Origin of the sequence: Flavihumibacter rivuli, assembly GCF_018595685.2 — a bacterium.
GTDB classification, from domain to species: domain Bacteria; phylum Bacteroidota; class Bacteroidia; order Chitinophagales; family Chitinophagaceae; genus Flavihumibacter; species Flavihumibacter rivuli.
The window spans coordinates 1,199,529-1,219,550 of sequence record NZ_CP092334.1 but is presented as its reverse complement, the minus strand read 5'-3'; the positions used below and the strand labels follow the sequence as shown (position 1 = coordinate 1,219,550).

The window sequence follows — 20,022 nt, the reverse complement described above, 5'->3', positions numbered from 1 at the left end:
ATTGTGGCAATAGTTCGTTAAATTTGCCATCCCCCGGGGAAGAATCATTGTACCGGGTTAGAATAAAAGCAAGCTATTAAGATGATCAAGATCAGTTTTCCGGATGGCGCAGTAAGGGAATTTGCACCGGGCATTACTGCGATGGAGATCGCTAAATCCATCAGTGAGGGCCTGGCCAGGAGGATTTTGGCTGCCTCCGTTAATGGGGAAGTTTGGGATCTGTCCAGACCTATTTACCAGGACGCGCAACTCAAATTATTGGCATGGGATGATAAGGATGGTAAATCAACCTTCTGGCATTCCTCCGCCCACCTCATGGCAGAAGCCATTGAGTCCATGTTTCCCGGTGTAAAATTCTGGGTGGGACCTCCCGTTGACAATGGTTTCTATTATGATATAGACCTGGGCGATAAGCATATTACGGAAGAAGACCTTCGCCAGCTGGAGGTGAAAATGGCAGAACTGGCCAGGCAGAACAATCCTTTTATCAGGAAGGAGGTTCCCAAGGTGGAGGCCGTTTCCTACTTCTTTGAGAAAGGCGATGAATACAAACTCGACCTCCTGAAGAACCTGGAGGACGGTGCTATTACATTTTATACGCAAGGCGGGTTTACAGACCTCTGTCGCGGACCGCATATTCCCCATACCGGATTTATCAAGGCCATCAAACTGACAAATATTGCCGGTGCCTATTGGAAAGGGGATGAAAAGAATAAAATGCTCACCAGGGTGTATGGGGTTACCTTCCCTAGCCAGAAGGAACTGGATGAATACCTCCAGATGCTGGAAGAGGCCAGGAAGCGCGACCACCGCAAACTGGGTAAGGAATTAGGGATTTTCACTTTTGATGATGACGTAGGTCCGGGCCTTCCCTTATGGCTGCCCAATGGTGGTATCGTAATCGAAGAGCTGGAAAAACTGGCCAAGGATACCGAGGAGGAAGCCGGCTACCACCGCGTGGTAACCCCTCATATTGCCAAGGAAAGCATGTACCTCACCAGTGGGCACCTGCCTTATTACCAGGATAGCATGTATCCCCCCATGGAACTGGAAGGGGTGAAGTACTACCTGAAGGCCATGAACTGTCCGCACCACCATAAGATCTTTGCGGCCGAACCCAAGAGCTACAAGGACCTGCCATTCCGCCTTGCCGAATACGGTACCTGTTACCGTTACGAGCAGAGTGGTGAATTGTTTGGCCTGATGAGGGTTCGCTGCCTCCACATGAACGATGCGCATATCTATTGTACCCGCGAACAGTTTGCAGACGAGTTCAGGGCGGTGAACGATATGTACCTGAAGTATTTCAAGATCTTCGGTATCGATAAATATGTAATGCGTCTCAGCCTGCACGATCCTGCCAAGTTGGGCCAGAAGTATATCAATGAACCGGAGCTGTGGCTGGAAACCGAAGCCATGGTGCGCAGTGTGCTGATCGAATCAGGTATCCCATTTGTGGAAGTTCCGGATGAAGGGGCTTTCTATGGTCCCAAGATCGATGTGCAGATATGGAGCGCCATTGGCCGTGAGTTTACCCTTGCGACCAACCAGGTGGATTTTGCTCAGGGTAGGCGTTTCAAGTTGGAATTCACCAACCAGGAGAACAAGGCGGAAACCCCGCTGATCATCCACCGCGCCCCATTGGGTACCCATGAGCGTTTCATCGGTTTCCTGCTGGAGCATTATGCGGGCAAATTCCCGACCTGGCTGGCTCCCAAGCAGGTAAAAGTATTGCCCATCAGTGATAAGTTCATGGACTACGCCAACGAGGTGAAAAAGCAGTTGAAGGCTGCCGGGGTTAGGGTAGAAGTGGACGATCGCAATGAGAAGATCGGCAAGAAGATCCGTGATACTGAATTGCAACGCGTTCCCTACATGCTGGTGGTGGGTGAAAAGGAAATGAATGAGGGCAAGGTAGCCGTTCGTCGCCAGGGTAAGGGCGATGCCGGGGTAGTGGCCGTGACCGATTTTGTTGCCCAGATCACGAAAGAGATCGCAGATCGTAGCAGCGGTGAATAAAAAATTTAATATTTTCGGGTTGTAAATTTGTATAACTAAAATTTCTAAATGGCATTTCCACCCAGACCGCCCAGAGGGGCTTTCAATCCAAGGTTCAAGAAAGAACAACAACAGGAACACAGGACCAACCAGATGATCAGGGTACCCCAGGTTCGTTTGGTAGGTGATAATGTAGAAGTGGGGATCTATTCGATCCAGGAAGCCCAGCGCATGGCACAGGACCAGGGGCTTGACCTGGTAGAGATCTCTCCTAATGCAGACCCCCCGGTTTGTAAGATCATTGATTACAATAAGTTCTTATACGAGAAGAAGAAGAAGGATAAGGAGATGAAGGCCAAGGCCAAAGCCTCCGAAGTGAAAGAGATACGCTTCACGCCCAATACGGATGACCATGACTTTAACTTCAAGGCCAAGCACGCAGAGGCTTTCCTGAAGGAAGGCAACAAGGTTAAGGCCTATGTACAATTCAGGGGTCGTGCAATCCAGTTCAAGGATAGGGGAGAACTGTTGCTGTTGAAGTTCGCTGAACGTTTGGCAGAGTTTGGCGTCTTGGAAGGAATGCCCAAGATGGAAGGCAAGCGAATGCTGGCAATCTGGGCGCCGAAGAGCCAAAAGAAGAAAAAAGAAGGTGGCGAATAACCACTTTTCCACACATAACAATAAACCCGTCGGAAGACGGGTTTTTTTATGGGAAAAAATTGAATGAATGGATATTGATCAATTAAGGGAGATCTGCCTTTCCTTTCCTGGAGCAACGGAAGAGATCAAGTGGGAAAACAACCTGACCTTCCTGGTAGGGGGCAAGATGTTCTGCATCGTGGACCTTGATGATCCGGAACATCCTTCCTTCAAAGTACCCTGGGAGGATTTTGACCAGTTATGTGAATCAGGAATGTTCCGGCCCGCACCTTACCTGGCAAGGGCAGGCTGGGTGCAATTGGAAAAGCCTTCGGCTCTTGGCCGGAAGGTATTAGGGGAGATGCTGGGAAATTCCTTTGAAATGATCCGGAGTAAATTACCCAAAAGGTTGAGGGACAAAGGAATTTAAGTCCCAAAACTTAAACCCAATTTCGTATCTTATCATCCGTACGCTAAATTTCGATATGCACTATCCTGGACCCTTAGCCTTTGCCAGGCAATTATTGATTGTCTTCGGCTTATTAATAACATGTAGGATCATTGCGCAGCAGCCGGCCAACCAGCGTATCCATTTCAGGTCGGGTGCGCAATATGAATCCCTTTCCCTTTCACCTATCCGTCCTGTAAAAGTCCAGGCGCAGGGCACGTCACAGGCGAAATTCCAACTCTATTTTCTCCAGTTCGATCGTATTCCGGGCAATGCTGAACGTGCCAGCCTGTTGAAACAAGGCATCAGCCTGCTGGAATATATTCCGGAAAGGACCTATCTCGCAACAGTAGCGGGTGAATGGGATATGGCCACCCTGAGGAGTCTGGGCATCAGGGGAAATCTATGGGTAAGCCCCAAACTGAAGATGGACCCTTCCTTGTCTGGCAGGGACCTTCAGCTGGCTCCAGTCCAGGGCGATAAACGATTGGTTGTTTCATTTCTTTCCTCATTGGCCAGCCAGGACCTTTTAGGTATACTAACCTCAAGGGATATACGAATCAGGAGTTCAAGGCCAATTGCACCCGGGGTAATAGAGCTCACTGTGCCCGGAATGGACCTTGACAAACTTGGCGAATGCCCTGAAGTAACCTACGTGGAAGCTGCGCAGGAGATGAAGGCCTTCAACAGCAATAGCCTCGATATCCATGGTTCTTCCCAGTTGCACAACGGTTTGGGGGGAATTGGTCCTTTATCCGGTAAAGGGGTAATGCTGGGCATTGGTGATAATGGAAGTGTTTACCATATCGACAACCGATATAACGCAGAGGGACAAACCTATAATGGCGCTGCCCATGCTACCCATGTTGCCGGTACTTTTTTGGGTGCCGGGATTCTGAACCCCGCCAGGAAAGGCCATGCCTTTGGTGCAGATTTTATGGTTGAATTATTCAACGACATCATTTTTGCTGCACCTGATTATTACCGGAAGAACAGGATGGTGATCACCAATAATTCCTATGGTGCCGGTTCTTCCTGCCTGCCCTATTCCGGACAATATACAGGATATTGTAAACAGGCAGACCAGCAGTTAATGGACTATCCTTCCCTGATGCATGTATTTGCCGCAGGTAATAGTGGATGGCTTACCTGCAGCCCATTTCCACAAGGCTACAGGACCATCGACAATGCCTACCAGGCAGCAAAGAATGTGATCACGGTTGGCGGGACTGATAAAGCAGGCACCACAAATGCTTACTCCAGGGGACCGGTTTTGGATGGCAGGATCAAACCGGAGATCGCGGCAGTAGGGGATAATGTATTGTCCACCCTCCCAGGAAACAGCTATGGAGCCAATTGGGGTACCAGCATGGCTTCGCCACAGGTAGCAGGTACACTTGGGCTTTTGTATGAGTATTATCGTCTTGAGCACCAGGGGCAGGACCCGGAAAGCGCTTTGATGAAAGCCATTCTTTGCAATACCGCCACCGATATTGGCAACAAGGGCGTTGATTACTCCTTTGGATTTGGCTGGCTCAATGGTGTAAAAGCATTGGAAGTATTGAAACAACGCAGCTATAAGGCTGCCTCTATCGGGCAGGGGGAAGAACAGGTATTCGAGATCTTGCTGGACAGGGAGGTGCGGAATTTCAAGATCATGTTGTACTGGCATGACCTCCCCGCCTCTTTGTATAGTTTGAAGAGTTTGGTCAACGACCTGGATATTGAAGTGGTGGGACCTGACGGGGTAAAGCATTTACCCCAGGTGCTGGACACTAGTGCAGCCGGGGTTTCATTGCCTGCCATGGAAGGCGAGGACCATATCAATAATATAGAACAGGTGGTCCTGGATATTGCCATGCCGGGACGCTACCAGGTAAGGGTGAAAGGGTACCAGCTGCCTTTTGGTAACCAGCGTTACCATGTAGTCCATAACTGGGACGAACTGGGACTCCGTCTTCGCCAGCCAGCCGGAGGGGAAAGTTGGAAACCAGGGGAGAGAAGGCTGGTGGCCTGGGAAGATTTCGGGCGTAACGGGGATAATTATGAACTGGCATTCTCTCCTGATAATGGAGCCACCTGGGTAAATGTCCCATTGCTAACGGCAACCAATAACCGAATAGAATGGCTGGTGCCCAACCAGCTGGTTACGGAAGGAAGGCTCCGGATCAGGAACCTTGGCAGTGGCCAGGAATCCATTTCCCCTTCCTTTTCGATATTGCCCGAAATCAGTTTCACCCTGTCAAGCAGTTGTGAAGAAGCAGTGCAGGTTCGTTGGAAGAAAGTTGCGGGAATGGATTCGGCAGCCGTATTGGTTTTTGATGGCAGGGAGTACAGGGAGATGGCTGCCGGGGCAGATACGATCGTAAACCTGTCCGGCCTGAACCCAAGGATAACCCAATGGATCACTGTACAACCCATCCTGAAAGGAGTATATGGGGAAAGAAGCATTGCCAAAAGCATCAAGACCCTGAACAAGCCCTGCACAGACAGCACGCTCAATGGGGATATTGGGCTGGTGGGTTTAGACAGTGTGGCCCATGGTAGGGACCTAACCAGTTCATCGCCCAACAGGACAAGGTTGTTGGCCTTGCAAATCCGGAACTATGGTTCGCTTGCGAGTAATGATAGTGTTATCGTGACTGCCTGGCTCGATGGCAATCTGGTAGGCAGGGATAGCCTGCTTCCCTCTATTGATGCAGGCAAGATAGTGCAGGTGAAGACCCGGATACCATTGGCGCTTTCTGCCTTCGGCAAACACCTGCTTGTTGTAGAAATAGCTAAGAAGAACGATCCCCGCACAGCTAATAACAGACTGGAACGGAACTGGAATTATTATCCCAATGATCCGATAACGCTACCATTTACTGAGCGCTTTAATCAATTGAAGGATACAAGTTGGTCAATACCTGGATTCGTAGGTCTGGATGGGGCTGCGGCCTGGGATTATGTTTCAGGAACTACTGCTGTATCCCTGCGAACTAGTCCATCTGATGATTGGCGTGGATTGCGTTTCCTTGGTAAGACCCAGTGGTCTGGACAGCAATTGATCGCTACCTATAATCTTAGCGCTTACCAGGTCAGTGATAATATCCGGTTGAGTTTGGGTAGTCCGGACTTTGGCAACTATTCCCTCAATCTTTGGGTGAGGGGAAGCGACACATCGAAATGGGTATTCCTTCCCTTGACCGATTCATTATTGGGGTATGCGGTAAGCGAGTACATTAATATCAGCAAGCCATTGCAAGCAGCAGGGCAATCCTTTAGTTCCAGCTTTCAGTTGCGCTTTGATTTTGCCAATAATAACCGAAGGGAAAACCTGAGGGTGCTGGACAGTTTGAGTTTGTTCAAAGCGGGGGCGGACCTGGGATTGGTGGGCATGGAATATAATAAGCTGAATATTACAGATGGGGATTCCATTTTCGTAAGGTTCGCTGCAAGGAACCGGGCTGCAACAGCTGTTGGCCCTTTTACCATGGGGGTAAAGCTTCCCAATGGACAAGTATTGCAAGCAGCCCCAGCCGGTCTGGAAGCAGGGGGCACCGTTGTAACGGAATTCAGGTTTAAAGTGGAGGACTGGCCGAATGCTGTGGCTCCCTTAATAGTTTGGGTAAACCATCCTGAAGATGCCAACGCCACAGATGATAGCCTGGTGGCTACCCTGGCTTATGCACGGTTGGTGCGCAATTACCCCTACGTGGAAGGCTTTGAGAATGGTAAAGGAGGTTGGGGCTCTTCCAGGATGTATGACCTTTCAGGCAACCTGCAGGAGTCCCTGGGTAAAGTGAAGGCCGCCAATGGTACAAGTTTTTGGGGAACCAAATGGCTGACCAATATCAGTGGGGTTGAGTTCCTGCTTAGTGCGGGATTCCTGGTGAGCCCTTTGTATGACCTTTCTGGTTTAAAAGCACCTCACCTGAGTTTCAGCCTGAACAGGCAACTCTGTGATGACCGCGATTCCGTTTATGTGGAATGGTCTAGTGATACCGGAAGGACATGGAAGCGGTTAATGCCTAACGGCACTTCCACCAATTGGTATGGGGAACCGGATGGCTTTGCCTGGAAAGGATGTGGCAAGGATTTCTGGCATGGCGCAACAATACCGGTACCTTCCTCTCCCAACCCAGTCATGTTCAGGATTTTCCTCAGGGGCAGGAGTCAGGCATCATCAACTTTGCCCAAGCAGGCAGGTGGTTTATTGGTAGATGACGTCCATATTTATGACTTGCTTTCCCCGATCAAGCTCCAGTCTTCAGTTGGGCAGTCAACTGTAACTGCAGTTGCGGGCCGATGGAATGATATTGTGGAAGGCCAGGAAATGGTAATGGCTGTGAAGCCAAAGAATGGTGTTGAAAATATGAAGGCTTCTGTACAGGTAAAGCCCGAGCCCGGTACACTCATGGGTTGGGAGGTGATCGGCAGGTCATGGTCAGTGCTTCCCGGAAGGGAGGGACTGGTCAATGGCAGGCTCAGGTTGTATTTTACGGATGCAGAAGCAGAGGCCCTTCTGGCGGGAAAACGATGTGCGGGTTGTGCCGAAAAGATCAGTGCTTATGATATGGACCTGATACAGTATTATGGTCCTGTGCCAACCACCAACCACAATGTGCAGGATAACCTGGAGAATAAGTACCGGGTATTCAAGGCAGCCCAGTTTGACCTTATCCCCTATGCCAACGGCTACTACGCGGAAGTGGAGACAGGCATTCATGGGGAATTCTACCTGGGGATCCCAGGCCAGGCAAACGACCTCGACTTCAATGCCACCCAAAAGCTGAAACCCGATGCGGTGCTGTTGGATTGGTCGGTAGCAGATCCCCTGGCCATAGCGGGGTATGAGTTGGAGAAAGCTATCCTGGCCAATGACCAGGCTGCACCGGCATTCAATAAACTAACTTCCATCCAGGCAGGATCGGGCAGTACCTATCAATATAATGATGACCAGGTTAAGCGAGGCCAGGTCTACCAATACCGGTTAAAGCTATCTTACAAGAACGGCGGCCAGGCGTATTCACCCACCAGGACCATAAGTTTTATTGATAAGGTCGAAGCCCTTGTCTTTCCCAACCCATCTTCGGATGGCCGGTTCGAATTGGTCCTGAAGAATGCGGAAGGCAAAAGGGTCGACCTCAGGGTATTTGATGCCAATGGTAAGTTGATCTGGCAGGGAAGGGTAGACCAACCGGCAGGTCGGGTGCAGGTTTCCCTTGACCTGGGAGGCAGCCTCCTGGCTTCCGGGGTATACCTCCTTCGGATAGATGGCGGAGGGGAACCTACGGTTATCCGGTTGGTAAAGGCCAATAAATAAGGTTAAACAGGCTATTTTTGCCCTGTGGGCCTTAAAAATTGCGGATTGGTCTTGGATTTTCCGGGTAAAATCCTACCTTTGCGCTCCCGAAAAGGGTCCCACCCCGTGGGAGCAATTGCCCAAATGGCTCAAAAGTTCCTGCCTGTGCAGGGCGCCAGCAGGGCGTAACTTACAAGAGTTATCAGAAATGCCAAAGGTAAAAACCAATTCAAGCGCGAAGAAGCGCTTCAAGGTGACCGCTACCGGTAAGATCACCCACCAGAAATCATTCAAGCGTCACATCCTCACCAAGAAATCAACCAAGCGTAAGCGCGGCATGCGTAAAGACGGCTTTGTTGCCAAAGCCAACATGGATTTCGTACAACGTTTGTTGGGTCTTAAGTAAATCATTTCCTCACAACTTAAACTTATTTAGCATATGCCACGTTCAGTAAATGCCGTTGCTTCTAGGGCACGCAGAAAAAGGATCTTAAAACAAGCCAAAGGTTTCTACGGTAAGCGTAAAAATGTTTACACAGTAGCCAAGAATATCGTTGAAAAAGGTATGACCTACAGCTATGTTGGTCGTAAGCTGAAGAAGCGTGAATACCGCGCGCTTTGGATCGCCCGTATCAACGCAGCAGTACGCGAAGAAGGTATCACTTACTCTGAGTTCATCCATAAGCTGAACCAGAAGGGTATCACCCTCGATCGTAAGGTACTGGCTGACCTCGCCATGAACAACCCTGAGTCATTCAAGGCCCTGGTTGCCCAGGTTAAGTAAGCGTAGATTTACCAGCTATATTATGTTAGCGGCCTTCCCCCGGAAGGTCGCTTTTTTTTTGCCCCTGGGAAAGGGACCCATGGCAGTTCTCCTAAAAAAGATTTGTCCAATAAACCAGCATTTTGCATAGGTTTGTATGATTTTTCAAGTGTTTTTGTCAATTGTATTGAATCACCCAACTAACCACGTGTACAATTAGATGAACAGTACCTACTCTTACTATGACCTGGTGAACCAAACATTCAATTTTCCCCAGGAAGGTTTTGATGTAAACGACGGCTATCTTGAATTCAATGGCCTGGACCTGAAAGCGCTGATCCAGAAGTATGGCACCCCGATGAAGCTCACCTACCTGCCCAAGATCGGGATGCAGATCAACAAGGCCAAACAGATGTTCGCCAATGCGATCAAGAAGCATAAGTATGAAGGGAATTATTATTACTGCTATTGTACCAAGAGTTCGCATTTTTCCTTCGTGGTGGAAGAAGCACTGAAGCACGATATCCATCTGGAGACCTCATATGCCTATGATATCGAGATCATCAAGAAGCTTTACCAAAAGAAGAAGATCTCTAAGGATACTTTCATTATTTGTAATGGCTTCAAGCAAAAGACCTATACCAAGCGCATCGCTGGGTTGATCAATACAGGATTCAAGAATGTGATCCCTGTCCTGGATAACAAGGAAGAACTGGAAGACTACCGCAAATCCGTTAAGGTGCCTTTCAAACTGGGGATCAGGGTTGCCGCTGAAGAGGAGCCTTCCTTTCCCTTCTATACTTCGAGGCTGGGTATCCGTGCCAAGGATATCCTCGAGTTCTATGTGGACCAGATAGAAGGCTACGAGAATAAGTTCCAGCTGAAAATGCTGCATATCTTCCTGAACAAGGGCATCAAGGATGATATTTATTACTGGTCAGAACTCAACAAGGTGATCAACCTGTATTGCCAGTTGAAGAAGATCTGTCCTGAGCTGGATTCCATCAATATCGGCGGTGGCTTTCCCATCAAGCACTCCCTCGGCTTTGAATACGATTACCAGTTCATGATCACGGAGATCGTTGGTAATATCAAGAATGCCTGTAAGAAGGCCAAAGTGCCCATGCCGAATATCTACACCGAATTTGGAAGCTATACAGTAGGGGAGAGTATGGCCCATATCTATTCTGTGGTGCAGCAAAAAGTGCAGAACGAACGCGAGATATGGTACATGATCGACTCCTCCTTCATTACCACCCTTCCCGATACCTGGGGCATTGGGGAAAAATTCCTCATGTTGCCGGTTAACAAATGGGATGAGGAACACCAGCGTGTGGTACTGGGCGGGATTACCTGCGACAGCCATGACTACTACGACTCAGAGGAACATATCAATGAAGTGTTCCTACCCAAGGTAACCGGTGGCAATGAACCACTTTATGTTGGGTTCTTCCACACCGGGGCCTACCAGGACCAGATCAGCGGTTATGGTGGCATCAAGCACTGCCTGATCCCTTCACCCAAACATATCATTGTAGGTCATGACAAGAACGGTAAGCTGGTAGACTGGGTATATGCAAAGGAACAGACTGCCCAAAGCATGTTAAAGATCTTAGGATACATGTAATCAAAAGCCCCGGATGGGGCTTTTGTATTTACCATTCCATTAACGAACATTTGGCTCAATACTTGCGTTTCTGCCAATACAACGGACGGACATGAGAACTACCATATTGCTTCTTTTAGCAGTTCTGCCCCTAACGCTGATGGCACAGCGCTGGCACATTACAGGTTTTGGTGGCTTGTCAAACTACCAGGGCGACCTGCAGGAGAAAAGGATCACCACTAACCAGGCCAATGGTGCATTCGGATTGGGTGTCCAATATGACCTGAATCCAAAGCTCTCCTTGCGGGGTGGCCTCGTATATGGAAAGCTGAGTGGGGACGACAAAAAGAATACAGACTCATTTTTAGTGGCCAGGAACCTGAATTTCACCTCTCCTTTGCTGGAAGGCCATATCCTGGCAGAATACCGCTTCTTCGACCTGGATAATTACCGCTTTACTCCTTATGTGTTTGCGGGCCTGGGTATTTTCGGGTTCGAACCCTACACATTTGATACGACTGGTCAAAAATATTACCTCCAGCCATTGGGTACCGAGGGACAGGGTTTATCCATTTACCCCGACAGAAAGCCTTATAAAAGGGTGCAGGTTGCCCTTCCGTTTGGGGCAGGTCTCAAATTCAGGTTGAATGAAATGGTCACGCTGGGATATGAGATCGGCTGGCGGAAGACTTTTACAGATTATATTGATGACGTAAGTACCACTTATGTGGATCCCGCTGCCTTGCTTGCAGAAAGAGGTCCAAAGGCAGTAGAATTGTCTTACAGGGGAGGTGAGCTAAAGGATGGGAATCCGAATTACCCTGCAGATGGTACAGTAAGGGGAGGGTCTAAGGTTAAAGATTGGTACTACTTCCAGGGAATAACGGTTGGCGTGCGGCTGGGATCCGGTAGCGGTCCGTTTTCCGGGGGAGGGGGAGGAAAAAGGAGCAGGCAAACAGATTGTCCCAGGAATGTTTTCTGATAAAATTGACCGGTGTTCGCCAACACCGGTTTTTTATGTCCATTTCGCTCTACAATGCCAACAAGCATCCGCTTAAGGTGTTTTACATTTGTAACCAGAAAAGATTTGTATGGCATATAAGAACCAGCAGGAATTCATTGATGCTTTGGAAAGGGCAGGGGAACTGATCAGGATCAAAACCTATGTTGACCCTCATTTGGAGATCGCTGAAGTAACGGACAGGATAAGCAAGAGTGGAAATGGGGGCAAGGCCCTTTTATTCGAGAACACCGGTTATGCATTCCCGGTATTGATGAATGCCTATGGCAGTGAGAAGAGGATGTGCATGGCACTTGGGGTGAATAAACTGGATGATATCGCCCATGAAATTGAATCATTGTTCAAATTACTCACCAAGCCCAAGGAAAGTATCCTCGATAAATTGAACCTTTTGCCCAAACTGGGCCAGTTTGCCAGCTGGATGCCCAAGGTCAGGAGCGGAAAAGGGGAATGCCAGGAGGTCATCAATATGGATCCCGATATTACAAAAATACCGGTGATCACCTGCTGGCCCAAGGATGGCGGCCCATTCGTGACACTACCGGTGATCCATACCCGAGATCCGCATTCCCAGATCCGTAATGTGGGCATGTACCGGATGCAGGTATTTGGACCGAAGCTCACCGGTATGCACTGGCATAAGCACAAGGTTAGTGCAAGGCATTTCGCAGAATACAAGAAACTCGGAAAGAAAATGCCGGTGGCGGTGGCGCTGGGTGGTGACCCTGTATACGCTTATTCCGCTACTGCACCGCTACCTGACAATGTGGATGAGTACATGCTGGCCGGTTTCCTACGCAAGAAGAAGGTGGAGTTGGTGAAATGTATCACCCAGCCTGAGATAGAAGTGCCGGCAGATGCTGACTTCATTATTGAAGGTTATGTTGACCCGAATGATGAACCGATCTGGGAAGGACCATTTGGTGACCACACAGGTTATTACTCACTGCCCGACTGGTATCCCAAATTCCATATCACCTGCATTACCCATAAGAAGCAGGCTGTGTATCCGGCCACCATTGTTGGCATCCCGCCACAGGAAGATGCCTGGTTAGGCAAGGCCACGGAGCGCATATTCCTGGCCCCGATCAAGATGACCATGGTGCCCGAGATCATGGACATGGATATGCCTGTTGAAGGGGTTTTCCATAACCTGGTGATCAGCCAGATCAACAAGGATTATCCCGGCCAGGGCCAGAAGGTCATGAATGCCATGTGGGGAGCAGGACAGATGATGTTCAATAAGATCCTTGTCATTGCCGACCAGGATACCCGCATCCAGGACTACCTCAACCTGGCAAGGACCGTATTCAGGAACCTCGATGTGGTCAATGACGTTGCATTTGCTACGGGTCCGATGGATGTATTGGACCATAGCTGCAGCAAGTTGGGATTTGGTGGAAAAATGAGTATCGATGGAACCGCAAAAATGGAGGAAGAGATAGAAGACCGGAACTGGTTGCATGCACCGGGAAAGGAATTAGTGTTGCCAGGATTGAAGCGGACAGATTTCCTTGCCTTCCCTGAGATCGAAGCGGTGAACACCGACCTGCTTGATGACCAGATCCCTGTGCTGGTGATCGCAGTGAAGAAGTCCCGTAAAGGCCATATCGCATCCCTGCATCAGCAACTTTGCTCTTCCATGGCTGCCCTGGAAGGCGTGAAGATGATCCTTTACGTGGAGCATACGGTTGACCCGAACGACCTGCCCATAGCCTTGTGGCGTTTCTGTAATAACCTTGACCCCAAGCGCGACTACCATCTCTTCAAACAGGAGTCATCCTGCCAGCCCGGTAAGTATTTTGCCTGTCTGGGCCTGGATGGGACCATGAAGACAAAGGAGTTTGACGATTTCCAGCGCGACTGGCCGAATATCATCGTAGCAGCTGATGAGACCATCGCTGCAGTAGATCAGAAATGGGACCAAATGGGCCTGGGTAAATTCATCCCGTCCCCATCCCTAAAATTCAAAAAACAGATCTACGGCGAAGAAGCTGTAGCAAAAGGATAAAATGCGCTTATATATTACCGTTATATTGACCCTGTTGGCTTTTTCCGGCTTCAGCCAGAAGAAAAAGCAAGCGGCAAAGGCTCAACAGGTGAGTGATACCCTTGCCCATAGCCTGCTCTGGGAGATCACCGGTCCGGGACTTGGGAAGCCTTCCTATCTTTTCGGTACCATGCATATCCTTTGTGCGCAGGATGCCCGGATAAGCGACAGCCTTCAATTTGCCATTGACCAGTCCGCACTCACCTATTTTGAGGTGGACATGGACAATATGGCAGAAACCCTTGGCCTCTTCAAGTATATCCGGATGCAGGATGGTAAAAAGCTAAGTGACTTGCTCACCCCGGCAGAATACCAGAGGGTGAAGGATTATTTTGAAAAGAACAGGACCATCCTGCCCCTGGGTATGATGGAAAGGTTCAAGCCCTATTTCATTACGGCGATGCTCACCGAGTCCAAGATGCCCTGCGAGACCAAGAATGGCATGGAGGAAATGATCATGCGTGCTGTAAAGAAACAGCAGAAGCAGATTTATGGATTGGAGTCCATCGCCTTCCAGGCCAGTGTATTTGACAGCATCCCTTATGAAAAGCAGGCAAAGGATTTATTGCAGGCCATAGATAGTGCAGGAAAGGAAGACCTCACCACCAGGAAGATGCTGGAACTTTACCGGACCCAGGATATGCAGGGTATTGACCAGTTGACGCTTACAGAAGAAGGAGGCGTAGCCGAATACCTTGAACTTTTCCTTTACCGGAGGAATGCCAATTGGATCCCCATCATGGATAGTGCCATGAAGAAAGGGCCGGTATTGTTTGCAGTGGGGGCAGCGCACCTGCCTGGAAAGAAGGGGGTGATCAGGCTTTTGCAACAGTCAGGATACCGCCTCAGGCCAATGCGCCATGGGGTCTATGAAGCCAAACTATAAAAAGGAAAGCCATCCGGTAAGGATGGCTTTCTTTATGCAAGGACATTGCTTGATTAGAATTTCTCCAGGCCGCTGAAAAAGAAAGCGCCTTCGATGGCAGCATTCTCATCGCTGTCGCTTCCGTGAACGGCATTCTCCCCTACAGAAGTAGCGTAGAGCTTGCGGATGGTACCTTCCTCTGCGTTGGCAGGGTTGGTAGCACCGATCAGGTTACGGAATTCAGCAACGGCATTTTCCTTTTCCAGGATGGCTGCGATGATCGGGCCACTGCTCATGAACTCAACCAGTTCACCGAAGAAAGGCCTTTCTTTATGTACGGCATAGAATTCTCCAGCCTTCTCTGCGCTCAGTTTGGTCATTTTCAGCGCTACTACACGGTATCCTTCTTTAATGATTCGATCCAGGATGGCGCCTGCATGGCCATTCTTCATGGCATCGGGCTTGATCATGGTAAAAGTTCTGTTGCTCATATACATGCTATTTGGGCCGCAAAGGTAGCGTATTTTCTCAGGAAAAATGATGTTGTTGAAATGTGAAATTGCCCTCCCGGTTGTCATCCGGGCATTTTACCCGGAAGCCGCCATCCGGTGAAGCTTGACTTTCTGCCAGGTGCCTGCCCAGGTTCGTTGGCCATTCGGTCACGAAACCCTACATTTGCCCCGCTTTATGCAGCCGATACACTATATATATCCCGAACTGGGAACGCCGAGAAAGATTGTCATTACCACACACCAGAAACCAGACCCCGACGCTATGGGGTCGTCCCTTGGTCTGTATCATTTCCTGACCCTGTTGGGACATGAGGTTACTGTTATATCACCCACCAACTGGGCAGCCTTCCTCGATTGGATGCCGGCCTGTGAAAAGGTGATCAACTTTGAAATGAACCGGGAACGGTCAGAAATGATCATGAACAGTGCGGACTGGATATTCTGCCTTGACTTCAATACCCTTCACCGGACCAAGAACCTTGCCCCGGTGGTAGAAAGGGCCGGAGGTGTGAAGATCCTTATCGACCACCACCAGCAGCCTGCTGTTGAAAGCTTCTCCTATGGGGTAAGTGATACCGGTAAGAGCAGTACCTGTGAGATGGTTTATGATTTCATTGAAGAGAGTGGGCATGGACACCTCTTGAATAAGGATATAGCGGCATGTCTTTATGCCGGCGTGATCGGTGATACCGGTTCCTTCCGTTTTCCTGCAGCCAGCGCTGACCTGCACAGGATGGTGGCCCGCTTAAAGGAGACCGGCCTGCAGCATACCCTTGTGCATGAACATATCTATGACAGCTTCTATGAGAACAGGCTCCGTTTTATTGGCCATGTGTTGACCAACAGGATGGAAGTGTTCTATGAATACAATACGGCCCTGATCTGGGTTACCAAGCAAGACCTGCTTCGCTATGATATCAAGACCGGTGATACGGAGGGCTTGGTAAACTATCCCCTGAGCATCATGGGCATCAGGATGGCAGCCATTGTGATCGACCGCGACGAAGAAAGGAAGTGGAGCTTCAGGAGCAAGGGGAATGTGGATGTCAATACCTTTGCCCGTCGCTATTTCGAAGGGGGCGGCCATTTTAATGCAGCAGGGGGCAGGAGCAGTGCAAGCTTGGAAGAGACCCTGCGGACCTTCAGGAAAGTATTAAAGGAAACAGCATCAGAATTTCAATTAACATAACATGACAAAGCGTTCAATCCTCGCATCCATTATCGCCGCCTCCATGCTGGCAGCCTGCGGTAGTGGTGATTACAGCAAAACCTCAAGCGGCATCCTGTATATGGTTGTTGAGAAGGGCAGTGGTCCCCAGGTAAAAATCGGCCAGTTCTTCAAGCTCCATTATACCACGAAGATTAATGATTCCATTTTGGGTACTTCCATTGGTGGAATGCCAATTTTCTCACCCGTTGACAGCGTACCTGCTTCCTATAACCCCGCAGAAGTGTTTCGCTTCCTGCACAAGGGTGATAGCGTGGTGATCATCCAGGAAGTGGATTCCATCATGAAGCAAAACCCCATGCTGCCTCCTTATATGAAGAAGGGCGACAAGATCCAGATCGGTATCAGGATCCTGGATATCCTCGACAACCAGGAGCAGGCACAGGCCCAGCAGATGGAAGAAATGAAGAAGCAGGAAGGACGCGACCAGGCCCTGGTAGATGAATTTATCAAGAAGAACAATATCAATGCCCAGAAGATCGGCAGGGGTACTTATGTGGCCGTTCAAAATCCTGGTGAAGGTCTTGCAGCAGATTCAGGAAAGTTTGTGTCTGTTAAGTATCGTGGTAAGATCCTGGCCACCGGCAAGGAATTCGAGACCAATATGGAACCCGGAAAAGATCCCATTACTTTCCCGGTAGGTGCAGGTCAGGTTATTCCAGGTTGGGATGAAGGGCTGAAGTATTTCAAGAAAGGTGGAAAAGGAACGCTGTATATCCCTGGTTTCCTTGCCTATGGCATGCGCCCGGGTCCCGGCGGCCAGCCCAATGAGGCCCTGATCTTTGATATTGAAATGGTGGATGTAATGGATAAGGCGCCTGCTCCCCAGCAGAACCCAGCCATTCCGCCAGCAGAAAACCAGCCTGCAAAGCAATAAGACTGCTCAACTCTTTATACACACACAGGAGATATCTCCGCACTGGCCACCGCAAGGTGGCCAGTTTTTTTATGCTTACGGCTCAGGTGTTGAATCCTGTCCCAGCCAGTTTGTTCGTCAGCTTAATGGCTTCCATGGCAGGTAATACATCATGTACCCTTAAGATGTCCGCGCCTTGTTGCAGCGCAATGGTATTCAAAACAGTAGTCCCGTTCAAAGCTTCTTCAGGACCAATGCCCAGTGTCTTGTAAATGGTGGATTTGCGGGAAAGCCCTGCCAGGACAGGTAGACCAAGTTGTTTGAGTACGGATAGGTCCTTTAGCAATTGGAAATTATGGTCGATGGTTTTGGAAAAGCCGAAGCCGGGATCCAGCACCAGGTCATTAATGCCGGCCTTCCTGCAGGCATCCATCCGTTCAATGAAATAGTCCATTACCTCCAGCACCAGGTTATCATAACTGGCCAGCTGTTGCATGGTTTGGGGACTGCCTTTCATGTGCATGCAGACATAGGGTACACCCAGCCGACCTACTGTTTCCAGCATGCCCGGATCCAACTGTCCGCCTGAAATATCATTTACCATTACTGCGCCTGCAGCTACAGCCTGCGCAGCAACCGATGCATGAAAGGTATCAATTGAAATCAGGGCATCAGGGTATTGCTCCAGGATTGCCTTTAAGGCCGGTTCAACCCTTTCCCATTCGGTCGGTGCATCCAGCCATTGACTATCAGGTCGGGTGCTCTGGCCTCCAATGTCAAGGAAGGTGGCGCCTTCCGCCAGCATTTTCCCCGCTTGCTCAACTGCTTGTTCCGCTGCCGGCTTCCTGCTGCCGGAGTAAAAGGAGTCGGGGGTAATGTTGATAATACCCATGACCACGGGGCTGGAAATTTCTATAAGCCTGCCTTTGCAATTCAAACTGAACATGGTTGCTAATCCTTACTTTTGACCGATAAAGATGAACATTTTTCGGCTAAGCTATGTCAACAACCTTATTGCAATACGACCAGGCGATCAACCATTGTAAGGAAATATTTATCAAGAAGACCAGGGATTATGGTACCTCATGGCGAGTATACCGTCCTGTTTCGATCGTGGACCAGATCTTCATCAAGGCCAAGCGCATCCGTACCATCCAGGAGACCGGCAAGCAAATGGTAGGGGATAGCGTGCAGTCGGAGTTCATGGGTATCCTCAATTATGCAGTGATCGGCCTGGTGCAATTGCAATTGCCCAAAGATGCCCCTGAAGACCTTGACCCCAATAAAGTAGAGCAGGCCTATGATGAACAGGTGAACAGGGCAAGGGAATTGATGGCCCAAAAGAACCATGATTATGGGGAAGCCTGGAGGGATATGAGCCAGGAAAGTTTTGTTGACCTCATCCTGTCCAAGCTCCTTCGCATCCGCCAGATCCTGGCCAATGAGGGCAGGACCCTGATCAGTGAGGGCATCGATGCCAATTACCTGGATATCTTCAACTATGCGGCTTTTGCCCTGATCATGATCGGGGAAGGAAAGCACAAAGGATGAACTACCTAATCTAACCAAATGCGCCAAGCACCTTTCCGTTAAAATTCGTTACAGCATGAAACCGATCCTGACCATTACCCGGTATATCGTAGGCATCCTCTTCATTTTCTCTGGCCTTGTGAAGGCCAATGACCCCCTCGGCCTGAGTTACAAGATGCAGGAGTTTTTTGAGGTATGGGGAATGCATGCGCTCAATGATTATACCCTGGCCTTTTCCATACTGATGATCGCTTTTGAGATCATTGCCGGGGTGGCAGTGATCATTGGATGGCAGATGCGTTTGTTCAGCTGGCTATTGTTGCTGCTGATCATATTCTTCACTTTCCTGACCGGCTATGCCTTGCTATCGGGTAAGATCAAGAGTTGTGGCTGTTTTGGTGATTGCATCCCGCTTACGCCCACCCAATCCTTTATCAAGGATATTGTCCTGCTGATCCTGATCCTCTTGCTCTTCCGCTACCGGGATTCCATAAAATCGTCGAAGTCCAGGAACACGAGCATGATTTTCTTACTAGCAACGGTAATTTTCAGTTTCGGGTTCCAGTGGTATGTGCTCCGGCACCTGCCGGTGGTGGATTGCCTTCCTTACAAAAAAGGAATGAACATAGCGGCGCAAATGCAGATCCCCGCGGGTGCCATTCCCGACAGTACGGTGATCAGTTTTGTTTACCAGAAGGATGGCAAGGAAGTGGAGTTTACTGCTGACCAGTTCCCCGCTGATTTCAATGATTCTACCTACACTTTTGTCAAACGCTATGATAAACTGGTCCGGAAAGGCAATGCGGAACCGCCGGTAAAGGATTTTGTATTGTTGACCGCTTCCGGAAATGATACTACCCATGCCATTACTACCGCCAGGGGGATGATGCAATGGCTCTTCATCCGCAAAGTGGAGGAAGGCAAGCAAAAGGAGATCCTTAACTGGATCAGTGAGCTGGAAGAATTGTCCCGTTCCGGAAATATGCCACTGGTCATCATTACACCCGTTGCAGATGCGGTAAATAAACTGCTGCCTGCCGGGCTGCGCCATATCCAGGTATTGCGTTCCGATGCTGTAGCAGTGAAGACCGCGGCGAGGACCGACCTGACCCTCTACCTGATGAATGATGGTGCTGTGGTGAATAAATGGGCGCTTGCTGATGCGGCGAAATCATTGGTTGCCATCAGGGAGATCACTTCGGTTGCAGGTAACCGTTAG

Annotated in this window: 16 protein-coding genes; 14 read left to right on the top strand and 2 right to left on the bottom strand. The window is 49.4% G+C overall.

Annotated elements, in window-relative coordinates:
- Window positions 1–81: 81 nt before the first annotated feature.
- The 10 genes from thrS (at window position 82) to KJS94_RS05415 (ending at window position 14,698) form a co-directional block, all read left to right on the top strand.
- The gene (gene thrS / locus KJS94_RS05460; RefSeq protein WP_214446307.1) at window positions 82–2,019 is read left to right on the top strand and encodes a threonine--tRNA ligase; all 1,938 of its coding nucleotides are present in this window, start codon (window positions 82–84) and stop codon (window positions 2,017–2,019) included.
- 48 nt (window positions 2,020–2,067) lie between these two features.
- Window positions 2,068–2,658: a translation initiation factor IF-3 gene (infC, locus tag KJS94_RS05455; protein ID WP_214446306.1), complete on the top strand. Its 591-nt coding sequence runs from the start codon at window positions 2,068–2,070 to the stop codon at window positions 2,656–2,658.
- A gap of 67 nt (window positions 2,659–2,725) precedes the next feature.
- Window positions 2,726–3,067 (top strand): MmcQ/YjbR family DNA-binding protein, encoded by a 342-nt coding sequence (locus tag KJS94_RS05450; RefSeq protein ID WP_214446305.1) that lies wholly within the window; start codon window positions 2,726–2,728, stop codon window positions 3,065–3,067.
- Between the two features lie 55 nt (window positions 3,068–3,122).
- The gene (locus KJS94_RS05445; RefSeq protein WP_214446304.1) at window positions 3,123–8,393 is read left to right on the top strand and encodes a S8 family serine peptidase; all 5,271 of its coding nucleotides are present in this window, start codon (window positions 3,123–3,125) and stop codon (window positions 8,391–8,393) included.
- Between the two features lie 187 nt (window positions 8,394–8,580).
- Entirely contained in the window at window positions 8,581–8,778 is a 198-nt protein-coding gene (gene rpmI / locus KJS94_RS05440; RefSeq protein ID WP_214446303.1) for a 50S ribosomal protein L35, read from the top strand.
- Window positions 8,779–8,811: 33 nt separating this feature from the next.
- Window positions 8,812–9,156, top strand: a complete 345-nt coding sequence (gene rplT / locus KJS94_RS05435; protein WP_214446302.1) for a 50S ribosomal protein L20 — start codon at window positions 8,812–8,814, stop codon at window positions 9,154–9,156.
- A 199-nt stretch (window positions 9,157–9,355) separates the two neighbouring features.
- Window positions 9,356–10,762 carry a type III PLP-dependent enzyme domain-containing protein gene (locus tag KJS94_RS05430; protein ID WP_214446301.1) on the top strand — a complete coding sequence of 469 codons (1,407 nt, stop codon included), beginning with the start codon at window positions 9,356–9,358 and terminating at the stop codon, window positions 10,760–10,762.
- A 91-nt stretch (window positions 10,763–10,853) separates the two neighbouring features.
- Window positions 10,854–11,723 carry a type IX secretion system protein PorG gene (gene porG / locus KJS94_RS05425; RefSeq protein WP_214446300.1) on the top strand — a complete coding sequence of 290 codons (870 nt, stop codon included), beginning with the start codon at window positions 10,854–10,856 and terminating at the stop codon, window positions 11,721–11,723.
- A 109-nt stretch (window positions 11,724–11,832) separates the two neighbouring features.
- Window positions 11,833–13,773: a menaquinone biosynthesis decarboxylase gene (locus tag KJS94_RS05420; RefSeq protein ID WP_214446299.1), complete on the top strand. Its 1,941-nt coding sequence runs from the start codon at window positions 11,833–11,835 to the stop codon at window positions 13,771–13,773.
- Window position 13,774: 1 nt separating this feature from the next.
- Window positions 13,775–14,698, top strand: coding sequence for a TraB/GumN family protein (locus tag KJS94_RS05415; RefSeq protein ID WP_214446298.1), 924 nt, complete (start codon window positions 13,775–13,777; stop codon window positions 14,696–14,698).
- Window positions 14,699–14,751: 53 nt separating this feature from the next.
- On the opposite strand, the gene KJS94_RS05410 is transcribed toward KJS94_RS05415, so the two are convergent.
- The gene (locus KJS94_RS05410; RefSeq protein ID WP_214446297.1) at window positions 14,752–15,168 is read right to left on the bottom strand and encodes a nucleoside-diphosphate kinase; all 417 of its coding nucleotides are present in this window, start codon (window positions 15,166–15,168) and stop codon (window positions 14,752–14,754) included.
- Between the two features lie 196 nt (window positions 15,169–15,364).
- Here KJS94_RS05410 and KJS94_RS05405 point away from each other — a divergent pair, with 196 nt between their 5' ends.
- Complete coding sequence (locus tag KJS94_RS05405; protein WP_214446296.1) at window positions 15,365–16,378, top strand: DHH family phosphoesterase; 1,014 nt, start codon at window positions 15,365–15,367, stop codon at window positions 16,376–16,378.
- A 1-nt stretch (window position 16,379) separates the two neighbouring features.
- Window positions 16,380–17,294: an FKBP-type peptidyl-prolyl cis-trans isomerase gene (locus tag KJS94_RS05400; protein WP_214446295.1), complete on the top strand. Its 915-nt coding sequence runs from the start codon at window positions 16,380–16,382 to the stop codon at window positions 17,292–17,294.
- A gap of 82 nt (window positions 17,295–17,376) precedes the next feature.
- Here the strand turns inward: KJS94_RS05400 and folP are convergent, their stop codons facing one another.
- Window positions 17,377–18,165, bottom strand: a complete 789-nt coding sequence (folP, locus tag KJS94_RS05395; RefSeq protein WP_239804301.1) for a dihydropteroate synthase — start codon at window positions 18,163–18,165, stop codon at window positions 17,377–17,379.
- Window positions 18,166–18,272: 107 nt separating this feature from the next.
- Here folP and KJS94_RS05390 point away from each other — a divergent pair, with 107 nt between their 5' ends.
- On the top strand, window positions 18,273–18,824 hold the full coding sequence (locus KJS94_RS05390; RefSeq protein ID WP_214446293.1) for a DUF1599 domain-containing protein: 552 nt from the start codon (window positions 18,273–18,275) through the stop codon (window positions 18,822–18,824).
- Between the two features lie 55 nt (window positions 18,825–18,879).
- Window positions 18,880–20,022 (top strand): BT_3928 family protein, encoded by a 1,143-nt coding sequence (locus KJS94_RS05385; protein WP_214446292.1) that lies wholly within the window; start codon window positions 18,880–18,882, stop codon window positions 20,020–20,022.

Excerpts from the sequence above, each read along its gene's own strand:
- porG (WP_214446300.1), top strand. The coding sequence starts at position 10,854 with ATGAGAACTACCATATTGCTTCTTTTAGCAGTTCTGCCCCTAACGCTG.
- infC (WP_214446306.1), top strand. The coding sequence starts at position 2,068 with ATGGCATTTCCACCCAGACCGCCCAGAGGGGCTTTCAATCCAAGGTTC.
- KJS94_RS05400 (WP_214446295.1), top strand. The coding sequence starts at position 16,380 with ATGACAAAGCGTTCAATCCTCGCATCCATTATCGCCGCCTCCATGCTG.
- rpmI (WP_214446303.1), top strand. The coding sequence starts at position 8,581 with ATGCCAAAGGTAAAAACCAATTCAAGCGCGAAGAAGCGCTTCAAGGTG.
- KJS94_RS05385 (WP_214446292.1), top strand. The coding sequence starts at position 18,880 with ATGAAACCGATCCTGACCATTACCCGGTATATCGTAGGCATCCTCTTC.
- KJS94_RS05450 (WP_214446305.1), top strand. The coding sequence starts at position 2,726 with ATGGATATTGATCAATTAAGGGAGATCTGCCTTTCCTTTCCTGGAGCA.
- KJS94_RS05445 (WP_214446304.1), top strand. The coding sequence starts at position 3,123 with ATGCACTATCCTGGACCCTTAGCCTTTGCCAGGCAATTATTGATTGTC.
- KJS94_RS05390 (WP_214446293.1), top strand. The coding sequence starts at position 18,273 with ATGTCAACAACCTTATTGCAATACGACCAGGCGATCAACCATTGTAAG.
- KJS94_RS05405 (WP_214446296.1), top strand. The coding sequence starts at position 15,365 with ATGCAGCCGATACACTATATATATCCCGAACTGGGAACGCCGAGAAAG.
- rplT (WP_214446302.1), top strand. The coding sequence starts at position 8,812 with ATGCCACGTTCAGTAAATGCCGTTGCTTCTAGGGCACGCAGAAAAAGG.
- KJS94_RS05430 (WP_214446301.1), top strand. The coding sequence starts at position 9,356 with ATGAACAGTACCTACTCTTACTATGACCTGGTGAACCAAACATTCAAT.
- KJS94_RS05410 (WP_214446297.1), bottom strand. The coding sequence starts at position 15,168 with ATGAGCAACAGAACTTTTACCATGATCAAGCCCGATGCCATGAAGAAT.
- KJS94_RS05420 (WP_214446299.1), top strand. The coding sequence starts at position 11,833 with ATGGCATATAAGAACCAGCAGGAATTCATTGATGCTTTGGAAAGGGCA.
- KJS94_RS05415 (WP_214446298.1), top strand. The coding sequence starts at position 13,775 with ATGCGCTTATATATTACCGTTATATTGACCCTGTTGGCTTTTTCCGGC.
- thrS (WP_214446307.1), top strand. The coding sequence starts at position 82 with ATGATCAAGATCAGTTTTCCGGATGGCGCAGTAAGGGAATTTGCACCG.
- folP (WP_239804301.1), bottom strand. The coding sequence starts at position 18,165 with ATGGGTATTATCAACATTACCCCCGACTCCTTTTACTCCGGCAGCAGG.